Source organism: Parabacteroides sp. PH5-46 (assembly GCF_029892785.1).
Classification (GTDB): Bacteria; Bacteroidota; Bacteroidia; order Bacteroidales; family Tannerellaceae; genus DFXE01.
Genome location: NZ_JARXXA010000004.1, coordinates 75866 through 95135, shown reverse-complemented (window position 1 = coordinate 95135; position 19270 = coordinate 75866). Strand labels below are relative to the sequence as shown.

14 protein-coding genes are annotated in these 19270 nt (G+C 40.1%); 3 read left to right on the top strand and 11 right to left on the bottom strand.

Going from position 1 to position 19270, the window contains the following annotated elements; translation table 11 throughout:
* Nucleotides 1–299: 299 nt before the first annotated feature.
* Nucleotides 300–986, top strand: a complete 687-nt coding sequence (locus M2470_RS05385; RefSeq protein WP_280744017.1) for a DUF1080 domain-containing protein — start codon at nt 300–302, stop codon at nt 984–986.
* Here the strand turns inward: M2470_RS05385 and argB are convergent.
* Both argB and M2470_RS05375 read right to left on the bottom strand, forming a co-directional pair.
* Complete coding sequence (gene argB, locus M2470_RS05380; RefSeq protein WP_280744016.1) at nt 972–1748, bottom strand: acetylglutamate kinase; 777 nt, start codon at nt 1746–1748, stop codon at nt 972–974. The genes M2470_RS05385 and argB overlap by 15 nt on opposite strands.
* A 38-nt stretch (nt 1749–1786) precedes the next feature.
* Nucleotides 1787–2299: an RNA polymerase sigma factor gene (locus M2470_RS05375; RefSeq protein ID WP_280744015.1), complete on the bottom strand. Its 513-nt coding sequence runs from the start codon at nt 2297–2299 to the stop codon at nt 1787–1789.
* A gap of 305 nt (nt 2300–2604) precedes the next feature.
* Here M2470_RS05375 and M2470_RS05370 point away from each other — a divergent pair, with 305 nt between their 5' ends.
* Nucleotides 2605–3957, top strand: a complete 1353-nt coding sequence (locus M2470_RS05370; RefSeq protein ID WP_348524212.1) for an NfeD family protein — start codon at nt 2605–2607, stop codon at nt 3955–3957.
* Here M2470_RS05370 and M2470_RS05365 read toward each other — a convergent pair.
* Nucleotides 3939–4574 (bottom strand): ATP-binding protein, encoded by a 636-nt coding sequence (locus tag M2470_RS05365; protein ID WP_280744013.1) that lies wholly within the window; start codon nt 4572–4574, stop codon nt 3939–3941. The genes M2470_RS05370 and M2470_RS05365 overlap by 19 nt on opposite strands.
* A 107-nt stretch (nt 4575–4681) precedes the next feature.
* Here M2470_RS05365 and kdsB point away from each other — a divergent pair, with 107 nt between their 5' ends.
* On the top strand, nt 4682–5425 hold the full coding sequence (gene kdsB, locus M2470_RS05360) for a 3-deoxy-manno-octulosonate cytidylyltransferase (protein WP_280744012.1): 744 nt from the start codon (nt 4682–4684) through the stop codon (nt 5423–5425).
* Between the two features lie 24 nt (nt 5426–5449).
* On the opposite strand, the gene M2470_RS05355 is transcribed toward kdsB, so the two are convergent.
* From M2470_RS05355 to M2470_RS05320, 8 genes are all read right to left on the bottom strand, one after another.
* Nucleotides 5450–6925, bottom strand: coding sequence for a hypothetical protein (locus tag M2470_RS05355; protein WP_280744011.1), 1476 nt, complete (start codon nt 6923–6925; stop codon nt 5450–5452).
* Between the two features lie 4 nt (nt 6926–6929).
* A complete protein-coding gene (locus tag M2470_RS05350) occupies nt 6930–8699 on the bottom strand; it encodes a DUF6057 family protein (RefSeq protein WP_280744010.1) in 1770 nt (589 codons plus the stop codon).
* Between the two features lie 12 nt (nt 8700–8711).
* Nucleotides 8712–10181, bottom strand: a complete 1470-nt coding sequence (locus tag M2470_RS05345) for a hypothetical protein (RefSeq protein ID WP_280744009.1) — start codon at nt 10179–10181, stop codon at nt 8712–8714.
* A gap of 17 nt (nt 10182–10198) precedes the next feature.
* Nucleotides 10199–11818 (bottom strand): DUF6057 family protein, encoded by a 1620-nt coding sequence (locus M2470_RS05340; protein ID WP_280744008.1) that lies wholly within the window; start codon nt 11816–11818, stop codon nt 10199–10201.
* Complete coding sequence (locus M2470_RS05335) at nt 11802–12428, bottom strand: DUF4369 domain-containing protein (RefSeq protein ID WP_280744007.1); 627 nt, start codon at nt 12426–12428, stop codon at nt 11802–11804. The genes M2470_RS05340 and M2470_RS05335 overlap by 17 nt, the downstream gene beginning before the upstream one ends.
* A gap of 392 nt (nt 12429–12820) precedes the next feature.
* A complete protein-coding gene (locus tag M2470_RS05330; protein WP_280744006.1) occupies nt 12821–14146 on the bottom strand; it encodes a hypothetical protein in 1326 nt (441 codons plus the stop codon).
* 34 nt (nt 14147–14180) lie between these two features.
* Entirely contained in the window at nt 14181–15899 is a 1719-nt protein-coding gene (locus M2470_RS05325; protein WP_280744005.1) for a RagB/SusD family nutrient uptake outer membrane protein, read from the bottom strand.
* A 15-nt stretch (nt 15900–15914) separates the two neighbouring features.
* Entirely contained in the window at nt 15915–19130 is a 3216-nt protein-coding gene (locus M2470_RS05320) for a TonB-dependent receptor (protein ID WP_280744004.1), read from the bottom strand.
* Nucleotides 19131–19270: the final 140 nt, after the last annotated feature.

The window sequence follows — 19270 nt, the reverse complement described above, 5'->3', positions numbered from 1 at the left end:
GCAAACACAGGCATACCTCATTTAAAGATTTAAAGTAAATATATTTGCAATATTAAATATTTTTTCCATATTAAAAAACAAATTCGTCACTTTTTTTCGATATATTAATTAAAATCGTCATTTTTCAAACACTCAAAGAAATCTGAACCACTGAATAATATTAGTTAAATTTTAGACCAAAAATTAACTAAATAATTTTAATCCATACGAATTAGACGTACAAACTTCTATAGCTTCACTCCAGCTAAGTTGAAAAAGTTACTATATTTGTGATTATTCTGCATCTAAAAACTCAAGATATGAAGCAACTTTCTATATATCTATCGATAACACTCCTCCTGTTGAACTGTTTACCGATTCAGGCTGATGAGTATACCTGGAAATCTCTTTTTGGCAATAGCCTCTCGGAAGCAAATTATGATCCTGAAGTATGGAGTGAAACAAATGGTGTTTTGACAGCTACCAAGGATGAAGCAATCTGGACAAATGCCGAGTTTGAAAACTTCGAGCTGGATATTGACTTTAAAACAGATGAAGGTACTAACAGTGGGATTGTGATATACTGCACAGACATAAAGGATTGGATCCCTAACTCAGTAGAAATACAAATTGCCGATGACTATTACGAAAAGTGGGCCGACGCTAAGCCATATGAAAAATGTGGAGCTATTTATGGACATTTAGGGCCTCGTCAGGAGAAAGTAGTAAAGAAACCGGGGGAGTGGAATCATATACGCATAAGGTGTGTCGAGCAACGTATAAGTGTCATTCTGAACGGTAGAAAAGTTACGGAAATGAATATGAGTGAATGGACCTCCGGCACAGTTAATCCTGATGGGTCGGAGATTCCAAACTGGCTACCTAAGCCTTATGCTGAATTACCAACAAAAGGGTATATCGGACTTCAAGGTAAACATGGAGATGCTGGAATTTGGTTCAGAAACATCAAAATCCGGAATATAAAAGTAAAATCAACGCTCGACTAACGTTCCTTTCCCTTTATTTATTTCGGAGGCCTGGGTTATAATTACTCGTGCAACTCCTGCGTCAAGAGCTTCAAAAGCATTTTCCAGTTTAGGGATCATCCCCCCTTGAATAATATTTTTATCAACGTAATCCTTGAATATAAAGCGATCTAATTTAGGGATAACGCTTTCATCATCATTCGCGTCTCTCAATACGCCTTTCTTTTCAAAACAAAAAATAAGCGTAACATCAAAGTGTGCAGCTAAGGCTTTTGCTGTTTCTCCGGCAATTGTATCGGCATTTGTATTCAGGATAAGCCCTTGTTTATCATGTGTCAAGGGGGCTAGAACAGGAACGATGCCTTGCCGGATCAACGATTCTAAGAAAATAGCATTAACTTCTTTTACATCACCAACATATCCATAATCTACATCTTTCACAGGCCGCTTATCCGAACGAATCAGGTTCATATCAGCCCCTGTTAAACCCAGGGCGTTTACGCCCAAAGCTTGTAAACCGGCAACTATTTTTTTATTAACGAGGCCTCCATAAACCATGGTAACAACATCCAGCATATCTTCGTCTGTAATCCTGCGACCATTAACCATCTTACTTTCAATGCCCAGACGAGAAGCCAAACTGGTAGCAGACCGTCCGCCCCCATGAACTAATAATTTATATCCTTCTATATTACTAAAGTCTTGCAGTAAACGGGCCAACGAATCTTTTTCCTCTACAATCTGCCCTCCTACCTTAATTAAAGTAAGTTTATCTTTTGCCATTCTTTGTTTTTGGGGTCAAAGTTAAGAAAAAGAAAGATTTAATGATACAAAAAATCCTCCAGTTCTTTCCGAAGTCCCTGACGGGCAAAGAATATACGACTTTTAATCGTTCCCATCGGGACATCCAGTTTTTCAGCTATTTCGTTGTATTTATATCCGGATAAATACATAGAAAAGGGAATTTTGAGTTCTTCATCCAGATTGTTTATAGCATTTGTTATTTCTTGTATTTGATTAAAAATATCAGGAGAGGAGATACCGGAATCATGTTCCATATCCAAGTTGTATAAATCTACTGTATAGTCGATTACAGTCTGTGCACGAAGAACTTTATAGTAGTTGTTTACAAAAATATTTCGCATAACAGTCAATACCCATCCCTTGAAATTAACATTGTCTACAAATTTGTCTTGGTTATCCAGAACTTTCAAAGTAGTTTCTTGTAGTAAATCCTGAGCATCATCTTTATTTGCGGTAAGCAGCAAGGCAAAATTCATCATATTATCTTGCATACTCAATAATTTTTGCTGAAATTGCAGCGAATTTTTCATATAAATTTTATTTATCGGGTTACAATACTTAATTTGAAAACAGTTCTCTCTAAGGTCTTGTCAAAGATAAGAATTAGGATTTATATAGAACTTCCCTTTGAATAATATTAATATAAAAAAATCCTACTTTTAGTTTTTCACAATAACTTTTATCGAGTTTGATCACATTTTACAAGTTAAATACATACTGATTATCAAAATTCACAACATTTTGTACAGTATTTACAACAAAACATAAGCCATTAGATATATTATCTTAACAAATAAAGATTATGAACAGATATACAAAATACGGTATCCTCGGAATGTTACTCATCTTGTTTTCAGCTTATCTGAAAGCCGAAAAACAAGTTGTTGTATATAAAATCGACATAAAAAAAGAAATAGATAATACATCTCGCCTGTATTTAAGTAATGGCTTGAACAAGGCTAAAGAGTTAGATGCCGATGCTATAATCATCCACCTGAACACCTATGGAGGGTTGGTAGATGTAGCTGATTCTATGCGTACTGCTATTTTATACAGTCCGATTCCGGTTTTTGTTTTTATCGACAATAACGCTGCTTCAGCCGGAGCATTGATATCTATCGCGGCAAAAAAAATATACATGCGAAAAGGAGCGAATATAGGAGCAGCAACAGTTGTCAATCAGACCGGAGAAGCTATGCCCGACAAGTATCAGTCATATATGCGTTCCATGATTCGTTCTACAGCTGAGGCGCATGGAAAAGATACAATCATACAAGGAAGAGATACCACAATCAAATGGCTGCGCGACCCTGCTATAGCCGAGGCCATGGTAGACGATCGCGTAGTAATCCCCAACCTTATTGATTCTGGGAAAGTATTGACATTTACAGCCGAAGAAGCCGTCAAATGGGGCTATTGCGATGGGATTGTAGAATCAACAGATGAAATTATTACACAGTATCTGGGTTATACAGACTATCAGGTGATAACCTACACCCCTTCCTGGCTTGATGATACAAAGGGTTTCCTGATGAGCCCTATCCTGCAATCATTGCTAATCCTGATTATCATAGGTGGAATCTATTTTGAATTACAAACGCCGGGGATTGGTTTTCCTTCTGCTGCTGCCATTGTTGCTGCTATCCTTTATTTTGCTCCTCTTTATATTGACGGATTAGCCGAAAACTGGGAAATATTAATCTTTATCGTTGGTATTTTATTAATTGCAGCTGAAATATTCGTTATTCCCGGCTTTGGAATAGCAGGTATTGGAGGGATTATTCTTGCCATTTGTGGCCTTGTTATAAGCCTGTTGAACAATACTGGATTCGATTTTAAGGATGTTACTATCCCTGAATTCGGACAGGCTACCCTTACTGTTTTAATGGGCCTGGGTCTTAGCTTTGCATTGATGATTTGGTTGTCAAACAAGATAGGAAGCCAGGGTATATTTAGGAAAGTAGCTCTCACTACAGTTCTTGACGAATCGACATCCTCACCGGTACTCACCAACCTGATAGGAAAAGAAGGCACTGCTGCTACTGTACTAAGGCCTTCCGGCAAGGTATGGATAGAGGGAGAGTTGTATGACGGGGTATCCGATTCCGGCTTTATTGAAAAGGGAAGTCCGGTAAAGGTAATTCGTTTTGAGAATGCCCAGGTGTATGTTCAGGCTATACGGCAATAAACAATTCGTTTGTCCACAACACTATAACGTAATGTACCCATCGCCATCAGGTCACTGATAATATTTCTTGCTATGTAATAGTTTATATGGGCTATACGACAAAATTGATGTATATTGATATAAGTATGCGTATCCAGATAGTTTAAAAGTTTCTCTACAGGTTTGCTTATTTTTAGCAAGATACCTTCTTGTTTATGCTTCTTTTTCCAATAAAGCAACAAGATTTCATTCGCCAGAATGTTTTCGTCTAACACACGGATATAAGCCTTGTATTTATCATCTTTATCAGGTGCGGTGTATGGTTTATCCGGACTGGGAGCTACGTATATTTCCAAAACTGATTTTCCCTGGACTTCCCAACGGGTAGCCGTAAAAGGAACTTCCGGGCGTGTATACATTTTAGATGCTGCCTCAATCATATAGTATTCTTCTTCGCTACGAACACCGGCAATATTCCCGTTATCCTTCACTCCTATCAGCAAACGCCCGCCATCGGTATTGGCAAAAGCACTCAGGGTACGCGCAATCTTCTTACTGTCACTCACTTCGAACTTAAAATCCAGTTGCTGATGTTCTCCTTGCTCTATCAACTCTTCTATGGGATGTCTCTTTTTCACGCTGTCAAAGATTTGATGGACAAAATTAAAATAATTAATGAACTTTGGCAAGAAATGTGTAGCTTAGCAGTCTGTTATCAATTTGATGTGTATAAATCTAGGAATGTATGTTATTAAAATTTATAGGGATTATTCCGACACGCTATGCCTCTACGCGTTCCTCTGGAAAACCTTTAGCAGATTTAGATGGCAAACCGGTGATACAGCATGTATATGAACAAGCTAAGAAATGTTTGGGTATGGTTTGGGTAGCTACAGACGATACTCGCATTGAAAAGGTTGTAAAAGACTTTGGAGGAAATGTTGTATTAACATCTAAAAAAAACAGAAGCCGAACCGAACGTTGCTACGAAGCATACACTAAAGTAGGAAAAGGCTATAATGTAGTGATCAACCTTCAGGACGACGAACCCTTTATCCTGCCTTCACAGATCGAGAAAATGAAAACTTGCTTTATAGATTATGGAGTGCATATTGCCACATTAGTAAAGCCTTTCAACTCGAATGAGAACTTTGCCATGGATTTATACAATAAAAATGCTCCCAAGGTTGTCATCAATAAAAATAACGAAGCGATGTTCTTCAGCCGGGCTGTGATTCCTTTTTACAGAAGTAAGAGCCATACTGAATGGTTGGCAAGCCATACGTATTATAAACATATCGAACAATACGCTTACCGGGCAGAGGTATTACAGGAAATCACCCATCTTCCTCCGTCTCCTTTGGAAAAAGCAGAAAGCCTGGAGCAACTTCGTTGGCTGGAAAACGGATACAAAATAAAAGTCGTCATTGCAGAAGAAGAAATGACAGCCTCACAAAAAGTTAGGAATTATCAGGAAAATCATTCATAGACTACCTTTATCCATTTCTATTATTTATCTGTAAATCATTTGTTTTCTTTCTTTGGAAAGCAGTTTACTTTCCACTTCAGATATATTCATTTTTACCGGCTCAGTGATAAACTCCGGCACATTAAATGAGTACAAGGATGCTTCATAGTATAAGGGCGTTTCCTGAGGCAGCAAAAAGGGTTTGGTGATACTTCCGTCTTCTCTTACAGATGCGATATAGGGATGTGTATATAAACCATCTATGCGCCTACTTCCAAAGACAAACCAGCGGCTGTTACTGCTCCAGCAGTGATAGCTATCGGCATCTTTACTGTTTACCTCAGATAGTTCACGTGTTTCACCAGTTGCCAAGTCCAATAGCCAAAGGTCTGCTTCCTTGTGCCAGACAAGAAAGTTTCCATAATCCGCCAAAGTGTACATCAGGTACTTTCCATCATAAGATGGACGCGGGTGTGAAACACTTTTACCTGATTTAGCAGCAGAAACCAAGGTATCTACCTGATTGCCAAATGTACCCGTTTCAGGATTAAAAGCAATACTACACAAACTATATCTCAACTGCTGATATTCTTCAGGCAAAGGTTTTACATCTGCAGTACAAAAGTACATCGTACGCCCGTCCGGAGAAAAAGAGGGATACGTTTCAAACGCATTTTCCGATTTCAGAAGAGGAGTGGAAAACAGCTGATTTGTTTCTATATGGTAGACTACGATGTCTGATTTCAGGTCAAGTACCTCTACCCTCTCATCTTTTACCTCATGAAAAACCTGTTTGGTATCATTCACTGAATAAGCGATATACTTTCCGGATGGATGCCAATAAGGATATACACAGGATGAAATTGTTTGATCTGTCTTTGTATTCAAAAGGCTTGCCTCACCGTCATTCAGCAATAAAGTTGCCCCATACTCACCCCGGATATGCAAACTCATCTTCTCAGGGTTTGCCATACAAAACGAATGGCAGTTCATGCAGTTACCCGGTATTAAGGTATTCTCCAGCAGTGCTGTCTGAGTAAAATCAGACAAGTTTCGTTGATAAATTCCCATCTTGCTATACACCTCATAACCGGGTGCTATCAAGCGGTATGTCAAACCATAATCAATAGGATAGGTACTAATATAGATATTGAACGGATCATATTGTACCCAACCGTCGACATGCTTCACTGATACTGTAACTTTCAGGCTTCCTCCTATATTATCTGCCAGTAATTGCTTCCAGGCTTTGGGCTTTATTGCTATAAAATCATCGCCTTGCACATGGAGTGAGCCAGAGGTATTACCTTCTATTACAGCATCTATTTTAGTATATATACCTTCTACCTTAAAATTCAGGGGAGCGATGGAAGGCGGAATCGTTACTTCCGTATAATCAGGAAATATGGCAGGTAGCTCATGTTTTACTTGCGGAGATGATACTTCTTCTTTACAACTAAATTGCACAAATAAGAAGGAAACAATACATATATATAAGCAATAATCTTTCAACAGTTTCATAAGCTTATTTTCTGAAATGTAAATAGAACCAATAAGTATCCGAAAACTGCGTTCCAAGCATAGGTTCGGATTTCTGGTAAGTGGCATAAATCTTTCCATACTCCTGTACTCGCTGCATAACCTCCGGATGTATCAGATAAGGAATGGCAGACAGATCTTTGTTTGTCAATCCCCAAAGATAAATCAAGGCTTCCTGATAGCTTTTGGGTATCTGCCGGTATTGAATCTCTTTTCCTAAAGGATAATAATTAAAAAAGCTTGACAAATCCTTAGTCAGCAAGCAGTAAGCCATCAGGTATTCATAGGCAATCCGGTTGGTATAATCCTGCTGGAGCAATATACCCAACATCTGGTCTTTTTCCTCTTCGCTAAACAGGAAATCTGTCTTTGTGCGATATCTGCGCAGCTCTGCCCATTCGGGTATCAACTCTATTTCGTTTTCATCTTGAATGACAGCCAAAGCCTGTGTAGCCCATCGCTTATAATATACAGTTTGCTGAAGCATACGGAGGTATTTGACAGCTACCGTATATTCTCCGTTGATTATATTGGTTTCTGCCAGTCGTTTAACAGCTCTCCCACTCTTTTGGAAATCGGGTATACCTTCCATAGCCTCAAAGGCAAAGCGCTGTGCCGTATTCACAAAGCCTGTATGATAGTATATTTCTCCGGCCATCATAGGCATGGCAAAGTCACGGATAAAAGTGGGCAATAAGCCTTCTGAACCGTTCTGGTAGTAATGAAACATCTTGTCAGCCATTAAACCTTGTTTGCACAAGGCCAGATTCAAGAAGGCTACGGAAAGAGGGGTTGAAGGTGCCTTTTTATCTGCCATCTCCACAACCTCAGCCCATCGCTGTTTGCGTATTAGGTAGTCGTAAGCCATAACTTCTTCTTTCTGCCAGTCTGCCCTAAGAGATATACCGTATCCACTAAGCAACACCAGCAATACGATTTGTATGCCTATCCAGATAAAAGAGTGTTTCGTCTTTTGCACATCCGGTAACAAACGGAAAAAAAGCGGAATACAAACAATCAATATCCAAAGAAACCATATCGTACTTGGAAATAATTGCTGAAGACGATAATAATCCACACCAACCCAAAGTTTAGACAAAGGGTATTGCGGCAGTATGGCTTTAGCTACTAAAGGAGCACACAGCATCAACAAAATACATCCTACTACAAAAAACAGTATTTTTCTTGTATCTATCTCTTTCTTTAAGATCTCCAACAATACACATAACAGGGCAAACACAATACAAGTTCCGCCTGCCAGAAGATACAATAAGGGGATCATCAGCAAAACATAGACGATCCGCAAAACTGCCGGACGGATTGTGTTATACATCTGCACAGCAGCTAAGACCAAGACTAAAGCAACAATTCCGGCCACCATGTAATGCTCGTCACACAACAGAAACCAATAGAAAAGGGAGGGAATGAATGTGAGAGGGATATAAGCCGGTTTATCTGCAACCTTCAATGAGATAGAAAGTACCTGCCGCTGCATAATGCTTAACAAAAGGGTAATGATAAGCCCTCCCAACCAGGGTGTATAGAAATACTGAACCAGGAAACGGCTGATATATTCGGCAAAGCCTCCGGGTTTATGAGTGGTCTGCGCCAAATAATCGAAAGAAAACATAAACAGCTGAAACTGTTCCTGATATACCAAATGGTAACAATAATATCCGGCAAAGAAGACAAAGGCTCCCAAAGCAAAAAGCAAAGAAAGACTCCAACTGGCATATCGCATTTGTTTATTCTTCATGCTGTAGAACAATTAATGTGTCATGAGTCTCATTGTATCAGCTTCTGTATGCCAATACATTCGTTCGATATCCAGGGCATCAAAGGGCAGTTTTCCTTTGGACAGTTCGGGGATATTAAACGACTTCAGAGTATAATCATAAAAAGCCGGATCGCGTTGCGGCAAGACAAAAGGCTTGTGTGCCACCCCTTGCTCATCAATATAACTAAAGTAGGGTTTGCCATATAGTCCGTCGTCTCGTTTGCTGGCAAATACAAACCAGCGGCTGTCAGACGACCAGCTATGGTATGTGTCCGAACATGTAGCATTAACAGCCTGTAGTTCATTGATTTCTCCGGTATTGAGGTCTATCATTTGTAAGTCTGTTTCCCTGTGCCAGATGGGGAAGGTCCCATAATCAGCAATGGTATACATGATATACTTTCCGTCGGGCGAGGTTTTAAGATGGCAGATGGATTTGCCTTCCTCAGAAGCTGAGAACAAGGTATCGACCCTACTCCCAAATGTACAGCTTGCCGCATCAAAGTCTATCCTGTGCAAACTATACATCAGTTGATGAATGCTATCTGGTAAAGACACGCGGGGTGCCTCACAATAATAAACAGATGTACCATTGGCCGAGAATACCGGGAAGGTGCGGAATGGCTTTTCGGGTATCGTATCCTCCGGTAACGGGATGATCCGGTTTTTGTCAAAGTCAAGTACATACAGCTCAGACTCCGTATCATACACCTCCAGACGTTCACTCTTATACGTATGGAAAGCCGGCAGAATAATATTGGAAGAAAAGACACCATAGCGTCCGGATGGATGGAAGTTGCCATAGACAAGCGAAGCTAACAGTTCATTTGCTTTTGTAGTCAGTTTCCGTAGCTGTCCGTTTCGGTTAAGGATGGTTCCGCCTGTTGCCCCTCTCAGATGAAAAAAAGAGAGGTTCGGATCCTGGTTGCCATACGTATGGCAGTTCATACAAGAATTGTCTGTCAGGTTGTTATCAGCTATCACCCGTTCGTTGAAATTCTCCAAATTCCGTTCCCTTAGCTGAATTTTATTCCATACTTCATAGCCCGGTTCTATCAGGCGGTAACTCAGGTAAGGATCAATAGCTTCCGATACTACATGCCAATGGAAAGGAGCATATTGAATCCACTCCCCGCCAACCTTAGCCGTAATCTGCACCTTAATAGTATTGCCTTTCTCGGCTTCCATCAAGGATTTCCAGGTATCCTGGGCAAACTGTACTTTATAGCTGTCACGTATCAGCAGCTCTTTTGTTTTACCTTTCAGTTTTATCTCTACAACTCCCGGCTTGTTACGCAGCAGGAAGTTAAGAGGAGCTATATTATAGGGGATGCTTACATTCGTATAGTCGGGATATACAGGCGGTAGTTCTTCACTTACCGTAACATTTCCCGAATGTCCGCACCCTGCCAGGAGTATACAACTAACAAGCAAAAACAGATATGTATTTATCTTTCCCATTCTTCATTTATCATTCTTCATTCCCCACTCCTACCTTTCATCCGCGCAAAGTGGAAATAAAACCAGTATGTCTTACCAAAGCGTTCGCGTAACGGCTCCAAATTACCACCCGAACCTTCATAAGTAGCGGTATATTCTGCAAAAGCATTCGCTACCTCATCCGATATGCCATATTCCTTTCTTTCTTTCTGAGTTGCTTTTGTCATAGCCAGTTTAATCAATAAGGCTTCACTATAGGCCTTGGGCAGGTGTATTTCTTTCCCCTTGCACCATTTGTCATACGCCTGACTAAAGGATTGAATATCTTTATTTAATAGATAAAAGCACAATAGATAGTCCAAAGCTCTCCTGTTGTCTGGATTACTTTCCAGTAACAGGTTCAGGATCGTTGGATAATCAGACGACATACGGATTATATCCCTGTTCGGGATTTGTGAGCGCTTCGCCTGTAGCCAGGGGTAGTCTTCTATATTGCCGCTCAGCATTTTTTCATGTTCCAAAGCCCATTTCCGATGGAACCAGGTGGCTTCCAACAGACGTAAATACTTACGGGTGGCTGTTGTATCGCTATTCACCAGATTAATCTCTGACAGCCGTTTTACCATACGCGAGCTTCTGTTATGGGGCGAAAAGATCATGCCAAGCATAGCCGAATGCTGTGCCATATTCATGTCTCCTACATGGAAAAAGACATCACTACTGAAAAAGATATCCATCCAGTTTGAAGTTGGTCCGACTTGCAAGAATAAGCCTTGGGAGAAAGGTTGATAATAGTCCAGCAATTTATCGGCTAATTTTCCCTCTCTGGATAAGGCGATATTGGTATAATACGTAGCTACGGCATTAGAAGGAAGTTGCTCTGCATCTATTAATTCGTTTACTCCTTTCCAATTCTCAAAATAAGATTCTGAAGCTAAAGCCAGGATTTTTTCTCTTTTAAGATTCAGACCGTTTATTTTCAAACTACTGAGTGGATATTGATAGGCTTGTTTGGTTGTTAACAGATAAAGCGGTTTCATAATGAAAGGAAAGAATACCATAATCAGAATTAACAGTAACCAATAGAACAAACGTATTTTTCTTTCACTGATTTCATAGATTATTACCAAGGGGGAAAACAGAAAAAAAGGAATGCCAGCTATTATATAAAGCAAAGGTAAGCTTATGACACCAAACACCAATGCCCCCCATGTATGCTTAATTCTTGTGTAGAGTAAGAAAGTAGACAAAACCAGTATAAAGGCTACCGACACAGAAAGTGAATAATGCAATTCACAATGCAGCAAACACTCTATAAACACCGGGATTAAGGCCAGGAAAGGGATTCCCTTTTTCAGGCGAAATTGTCTTAACACCTGCATAAACAACCACCACTCAATCAGCAATACAAGAGTCAGTACCGCAGCACCCCCACCCCTCAGATAATAGAACTGGGTAAGAAAATCACCCATATAACAAGCCAGCCAGGCCGGTTTACTAAAATAGGATATGAAATACTCTGTAGTTAAGAGAAATAGTTGTGTTTGTTCCTTAAAAAACAAATGGTATGGGAGAAGGAACTGAAAAAAAGAAAAACAGCCGATAATAAATATAACAGCTACTAATATCTGTGTCCATATTTCATCTCTTGTCTGCATTATCCTTATGTTCCAGCTCTTGAATTTGTTCCGGCGTTAATAATATTTTCATTTGCTTATAAACAAACTGCCCTACAGGGTTCTTGATATTTTTCTTCACAAAAGTATAATTATAATCCGAAATTTTGTCTTTCTGTTTCACCAATTGTCTTTCTAATTCTGCCTTATCCGCCCCTTTGGCTTTACGGATTTGCTGCCGCAAGGTATATTCTTCCTTATCCAGCAAGAATTTATATTCTTTCCACTCCTGAAGAATATCATTCAGGGGTGTACCTTTGGCATAACTGGCAGAATCAAGCCTTACCTCTAATACTCCCGGTTCGGTAACAACCAACAAGGGTTGAAGAAAGTAAGATTGTGCAAAATTCTTTGCCCTAATGATACACACATCTGTAGAATCAACCTTTCTATAGAAAGTAAACCGTCCATCTTTTACAATAGCCGAATCCCTATTCTCAGGCGTAGCTCCACTCATCGGCATCAGGTATAGTATTTCTCCGTCAAAGCTACGATCTGTGCGCAACGTACCGTCAATTGTCAAATGCTCCTCCTTTTCATGGCAAGCCATGATACAAGAACAAAAAACAAATAGTATAATCAGTCTTTTCATCTCGTTCTAAAAATACAGTAAGTAAAGATCAGTGTTTTATAGTCTGTAAATTTAATCTTTTATTTCCACACAATCGAGTATCAAAGAAAATAAAATAGCCTTTTGATACACCTATACCTTATTGTATTTTTCTCCATTTTCAGAGATCAACAACAAAATATTTACATTTTATTAAATATCAATCAATTAAACAAACTAAAAAATCGCACCCATCCTTTTCACAAATTACACCCATGCGATTTTGAATTTGCATGCATGCGTTTGGTCAAACGTATGGGTGCGATTTTTACAACCTCCTGCTTATTGTCACATACGATATATAAACAGGCTTTAATATGAATTAAAAAAAGCCAGGCCATTTCTGACCTGACTTTTTAAACACACATTTTCAGTTATTCTTTAGGAGTAAAGATCCAATACCAACCTTCGTTGCCGCTTGGATTATTAAAGCCTAATACCATCTTACTATCGGTAAGTTCTATAATACCATATTGGTATACTGGCATTCTTCCGTCTTCGTAACCTTGATCCTGATTATTTCCGGCTACACCGCAAAGAACAGTTACATCTTTGGTTTTAAGTGTTCCAACACCCCATTTTTCAGAAAGAGGAGAGCCGATACTAAAGGTACCTTCTATTGATTCACCTGTATTTTTATGCTTAACCATCTTTCCGTCATTACTAAATACCATAGATGCACCTTCACCTTCACCTGGTGCCTGCCCGTCAATATCGGGTGTCTTTACTATCCACCATCCGGGACCATTAGCATCAACACCATTGTTACCCCAACCATCGCTACCAGTCCATGTCCAAGTTCTCTCTGAACCTCCAGTTAAAGTAGCCATTTGCTCCGTTACATCAAAAGCAGTATAGCCTTCTGGACGGAACATCCAGATATTTACTTCGTGGCTCCATGGTGTAACATCTTCAAGTATTTCATTACCGGTAACAGTAGACAATACCAATTGGTCGTCTTCCAATACTAAGATATAGAATTCGGTAGCATCACCTCCGCCGCCATTCATAGATTGCGGATGCGGAATCGTTGCACCTTTTAAGGTAAGGATACCTTGTGACCAATCTTCAATTTTCTTATTCATATTGAATGAGAAAGTACCTTTCTGTTTTGTACCGTCTCCCAAAGTTTTCGTGAAGACTGCTCCGCCGTCTAAGGCAAAGGTCATAGTGGCATCACTTTCGTCAAATGAACCATGCAACAAGCCCCACCAAGCCGGAGATTTATCAGCCACTGAGCCGCCAATACCATACGGGTAAACGCCCGGACCTCCAAAGTCACGCTCGTTCGTCCATTCGTCCCATACCCAGGTCTTAGAACCATCACCAATGAATTTATCCATTCCTACTACTTCAAACACAATGGCTTCTACATTAATAGGAAGTTCTTTGGTAATAGTTGTTCCATCACCGTTACGTCCGGTGAAAGTAACCACCATATCACCTACGGCAGACACCAATACTTCATCGTATGCTTTGGAAGTAGCTCCCATCCCGTAATCCCAATGGGACAACACAGGGCTATGATTCTCTAAAATAATTTTATTAGACCTTACGCCATCTACCACAAGAGGTGTAGCAGTTACATTCAGTTGTTCTGCAGTAATAGCTCCTGTCATTTCATCTCTACTTTCAACAGGGTCGCAGGCTACAAAAAGCACCAATCCTATCAAAAGAGAATATATAATTGATTTATTCATACTTGTTCAATTTTTAAAAGATTATACTTCTGTATTACCATCCTGGATATTCTGCATTTGAAATTCCCCAACCTGCATTTTGCTCCAATACACCTTCCGATAGGTCTAGTTCCGATTTGGCTAACGGGAAGAAACCTTTTGTTTCCTCATATCGTTTGGCATAACCGCCACCAAAAGCCCTCATTACATCATCTACGCCTCTGTTCTTGATAGATACACCTTGCTGTTTAGCCAGTGCTGCAGGAGCATCTCCCCAACGACGGATATCCGCCCAACGACGTCCTTCAAAGGCCAATTCAAAGCGTCTTTCGTTCTTCAGAGCATCCAAAGAATAGGCTTTTGCCGGCAGACCTGCACGCGCACGCACTTTATTCAGACCTTCAGCATCTCCTTTCAACTCGGATTGCATCAGTAACACATCGGCAAAACGAATGACAGGGTGATCTTGGGCATGTCCTAACTGATAGTCATCGGAAGGTATATTCCACTGCAAAGAAGCAAATGTATTCATCAATGTACCATCACTGTCGTAAGCCCGGATAGGAGTAAACTTCTTTGTCCAGTATCCGGCATCTTCCACCTGGCTGTCACTACCCCATTTATATTCAGGATAATCTGTTGTTACATTTACAATAGAAGCTTCGCGGCGCATATCGTTCGGTTCGGCTTTCACCCAGTCTTCCCATAAGTTCGGGGTTACCGGTCCGCCTCCCCAACCCACTCCGAAGGGGAAAGTCTTTTCAGTACCGTTTTCGCCACGCATACCGGAGAATAACACATATAGGTTGGCATAACCGGAGATAGTACCCCAATCGGCCATTTTAGAACATTTTATTACAAATACATGTTCCTGATTACCTGTACCATCAACAACCCAGGTATTTCCAGCATCTGCTAAATCCTTTACATAATCATAATCCGGAGCTGTATACTGGTTAGAATAAGCCCAGATTCTTCTGAAATCATTGATTAGTCCATGTCCGCTGTTTGCCACACAGTCATCAATCCAGCTAATTACTTCTTGTTTGGTAATTGAACCTGCATTAGCTTCTCCTGTTCCATCGCCCAAAGGCATATCTGCTTTACCATAGAAACCTGTATAGAACAAGAATACACGAGCCATCAAGGCTTCTGCAGCCCATTTGGTAGCATGTCCTGATTCAACGGTATTATACTTAGTAGCTGGCAACAATGTAATGGCCTGTTTCAAATCATAGGCTATCTGTCCGTAAATCAAATCGATATTTGTTCTCGGTATATTCATCGCCACAGTAGTTAACAGCAAAGGTACTTCGCCAAACATTTCTGCTAATTCATGATAAAAGAAAGCTCTCAGATAATGAGATTCGCCTTTATACTTGTTTAATGTAGCCGCATCTACCTCGCAATTATCCAAGGTTTCCAATGACATATTCGCCCGGTTGATACCTTTATAACGTGCAGACCAAAAAGAGTTATACATATCCGGTTCAGAATTCATCAGCTTATCACTTGCCTGCATGGATTTATCGTTTTCTCCACCTCCTCCGAAGCGATCATCTGATGCTAATTCGGAAACGAAGTAATAATTCCTGTCCGTATTAGATATAGCTGTATTTAAGGTAGAATAGATACCGGAGATCATTTGTTCGGCATCGGTTGCCGACTTAGGAAAGTTTGTGGTATCCTTCTTTGTTAGGTTTTCTGTATCCAGAAAATCCTCGCAGCTCACACAAAGCAATGCAGCTGCCAATAAAAATAATATTTTTTTCATATTCATCGCTTTCTGTTAAAATTTAAGATTTACTCCAATTAAATATGTGCGAGGACTTGGATAGAAACCTAAGTCTACACCTGATCCCCATTTATAATCGTCGTTAGCACTGGCTCCTACTTCCGGATCCATACCCGAATAACCTGTAATCGTAAATAAGTTCTGAGCAGTTACATATATACGGGCTTGTCCTAAAGGCATATTGGGGAATAATTTCTTAAAGTCATATCCCAATGTGATATTCTGCATACGTACAAAGTCAGCATCTTCAATATAAATATCGGAGATATACTGCCAGTTTGTATGGCTACCAGATGTTAAGCGAGGCAATTTATTAGATGTACCTTCACCATGCCAACGTCCAAAGATATCTGTTGTATATTGATTCAACGGGCTATCTGCAAATGAACGATACGATTTGGCAATCTGATGTCCGAACATACCTACGGCTGTCATACCAAAGTCAAATCCTTTATAGCCCAAAGTCAAAGTAAGACCACCTGTCCAATCCGGACGAGGATCACCAATCATTACTTTGTCGGCATCTGTAATAACTCCATTATCGTCTGTATCAACAAAGATCAGGTCACCCGGCTGAGCCGTATCCAAGATACCTTTACCGGATGCACGATACGCATCAACTTCTGCCTGATTCTGGAAAACACCTGCTGTTTTATATCCCCAGAAATAACCGATAGGCTTACCTACTTCTACACGATACATTTCTGTTGTTCCCTGACTCAAGATATTACCCGGTCCGTGAATAATCTCTTCAGAGTTGGCAATACGGGTTACTTCATTTTTATTATATGCTACATTGAAGTTCACTCCATAATAGAAATCACTGCCAATACGGTCGTTCCAATTAAGGGCTAATTCAACCCCCTGGTTACGGATATCGCCACCATTAATAAAAGGAGCACCTGTACCATACGAAGACAACATAGGCGCTTTTACCAACCAGTCTTTTGTATTTCTCTGATACCAGTCGAAGTTAACCCCTAAACGTGAGTTTAGGAACATAGCATCAAAACCAACGTCTATTGTTTCAGACGTTTCCCATGTTACATCAGGATTCGGTAAGATATCAGCATAAGCACCTTGTGTAGGCGTTTCTTTAGACTCACCAAAATAGTAGGCATTCTTTCCATCCATTGCAACAGTAGACAGATACTGGAAGGCATCAATACGGTTGTTACCGTTTTGTCCCCAACTGGCACGAAGCTTGAAGAAATCAAGTCCGCCGTCGCGTAGTGATTCCATAAAGTTTTCATTGGTAATTACCCAACCTGCAGAAACAGATGGAAAATATCCCCAACGATTTCCTCTGGCAAACTGTGAAGAACCATCGGCACGGAAGGTAACAGTAGCCATGTATGTTTCTTTGAAGTTATAGCTGGCACGACCAAAGAAGGAAACAGCTCTTCCCATTGCCCAGGGAGCACCCTTCACTTCTTTGTAATCATCAAAAGTAGTAGGAGTTGTATTTGTCAGATAAGCATGCTTAAAGGATCCGGGGAAACGAGAACGTCTTACCGTAGCATTATTACCTTCTCCCATACCTGATTTCAGCATTTCATGTCCCAATAATACATCAAATGAATGTTGCTGATCTATTGTAAAGATATAGTTTAATGTATTAGTCCAGGAGATATCATATCCTGCCCAACCACTTTGTCCGATTTCATCCATCGTTACATTAGTTGTTGACGATATATGACGCGCACCATTATACGAACGATAGCTTCCTGAATTTCTGTTGTAACCAAACAAAGATCTGAAACGCAAATTCTTGATCGGCTGTATATCGATAAAGGCACTGGAACGTAACTGGAAGTTTCTTGAGTAATTGTATCTGCGCGAGCTCAATGCGTAATCAGCAAGAGGATTACCGATAGATCCTTGAAGCAACCATCCTTCATCAACTTTATCAGATTGCATATAATAATCGCCCTCGCTGTTATATACAGGCAATAAGGGATTACCAACAAGCATGTTGTGAAGGTCATTCCAATACATATCACCAATTCCCTGGCCTGTTTTGGTATGGTGGCTGAATAATAAATTTTCACCGATTGTTACAATATCATAACCTTTGCCTTTCAACAATACATGTTCAGAGTTCAAGCGGGCTGTATAACGATCAAAGTGAGGAGCTTGCGGCTTACCAAATATACCTTCCTGTGAAGAATAAGATAATCCCATTGAGAACTTAGAAACATCACTACCACCTGTTAAAGCAATGGCATGATTCTGAGTTACAGCATTTTTATTACGGAATTCATCTACCCAGTTAGTACCTTCCCAACCAGCTTCGACTTTATCTAATATATACTTCGGAATAATGCTTGACCAATCATAGGTACCGTTTCCTTCATTGTAACGGGTTTCGTCCTGAATAGCCATGTATTCTTTTGCAGTCAGCAGATCCGGCATTCTATACACGTTCTGCACACCCCAAAAACCGTCATAGCTCAACTGAACTTTTCCGGCTTTTCCTTTCTTTGTAGTGATAAGGATAACCCCATTAGCACCACGTGATCCGTAGATAGCAGCTGAAGCCGCATCTTTCAACACATCGATAGACTCAATATCAGAAGGGTTGATCAAATTAATATCACCTCCGGAAACACCGTCTACTACATATAAAGGAGAAGAGTCACCAATGGTACCGATACCACGAATGTTTACTTTAAAACCTTCACCCGGCTGTCCGGAACTCTGAGTAATGTTTACCCCGGGAGTCTGGCTTTGCAACGCGCCCAGAACCGAAGTTGTACTCAGCTTCTTGATGTCGTCACCACCCACTTGTACAGTAGCTCCGGTAACGAGTTTCTTTTTCTGAACACCATACCCTACTACCACTACTTCGTCTAGTGATTGAGAGTCTTCCTTTAATACCACATTGTATTGGTTACGACCTGCAGATACAGTAATCTGCTGGTTAATATAACCAATGTAAGAAAAGTCAAGTTGAGAATTAACAGGAACTGTTAATTCAAACTTACCATCAAAATCGGTAACTGTACCGTTGGTAGTACCACGTTGTACCACGTTCACCCCAATAAGAGGCATTCCGTCGGCATCCGAAGTTACCACACCTGATACCCTAACGCCTGTCTGCGCCATTGCCGGGAGGCAATTCACGAGCAGGAAGGCCGATACAATTACCACTTGCATTAGCTTTAAGGGTAATTTTCGCAAAGAAAATGTACGACTTCTTTCGTCCATAAAGAGTTGATTTAAGTTGATAAATAGTTTGCAATAATATTAGGCTAACACCTGTTTTTCATTTTTTGGGTTATTAACAAAATATAGTCCAAAAATAAATATTCGTTAAATGAAGGTGGGATAGAGAATGTAAAGGAAAG

What these genes read in the sequence shown, in the direction of transcription:
- M2470_RS05385 (WP_280744017.1), top strand. Translation starts at nt 300, where the DNA reads ATGAAGCAACTTTCTATATATCTATCGATAACACTCCTCCTGTTGAAC.
- argB (WP_280744016.1), bottom strand. Translation starts at nt 1,748, where the DNA reads ATGGCAAAAGATAAACTTACTTTAATTAAGGTAGGAGGGCAGATTGTA.
- M2470_RS05375 (WP_280744015.1), bottom strand. Translation starts at nt 2,299, where the DNA reads ATGAAAAATTCGCTGCAATTTCAGCAAAAATTATTGAGTATGCAAGAT.
- M2470_RS05370 (WP_348524212.1), top strand. Translation starts at nt 2,605, where the DNA reads ATGTTACTCATCTTGTTTTCAGCTTATCTGAAAGCCGAAAAACAAGTT.
- kdsB (WP_280744012.1), top strand. Translation starts at nt 4,682, where the DNA reads ATGTTATTAAAATTTATAGGGATTATTCCGACACGCTATGCCTCTACG.
- M2470_RS05355 (WP_280744011.1), bottom strand. Translation starts at nt 6,925, where the DNA reads ATGAAACTGTTGAAAGATTATTGCTTATATATATGTATTGTTTCCTTC.
- M2470_RS05350 (WP_280744010.1), bottom strand. Translation starts at nt 8,699, where the DNA reads ATGAAGAATAAACAAATGCGATATGCCAGTTGGAGTCTTTCTTTGCTT.
- M2470_RS05345 (WP_280744009.1), bottom strand. Translation starts at nt 10,181, where the DNA reads ATGGGAAAGATAAATACATATCTGTTTTTGCTTGTTAGTTGTATACTC.
- M2470_RS05340 (WP_280744008.1), bottom strand. Translation starts at nt 11,818, where the DNA reads ATGCAGACAAGAGATGAAATATGGACACAGATATTAGTAGCTGTTATA.
- M2470_RS05335 (WP_280744007.1), bottom strand. Translation starts at nt 12,428, where the DNA reads ATGAAAAGACTGATTATACTATTTGTTTTTTGTTCTTGTATCATGGCT.
- M2470_RS05330 (WP_280744006.1), bottom strand. Translation starts at nt 14,146, where the DNA reads ATGAATAAATCAATTATATATTCTCTTTTGATAGGATTGGTGCTTTTT.
- M2470_RS05325 (WP_280744005.1), bottom strand. Translation starts at nt 15,899, where the DNA reads ATGAAAAAAATATTATTTTTATTGGCAGCTGCATTGCTTTGTGTGAGC.
- M2470_RS05320 (WP_280744004.1), bottom strand. Translation starts at nt 19,130, where the DNA reads ATGGACGAAAGAAGTCGTACATTTTCTTTGCGAAAATTACCCTTAAAG.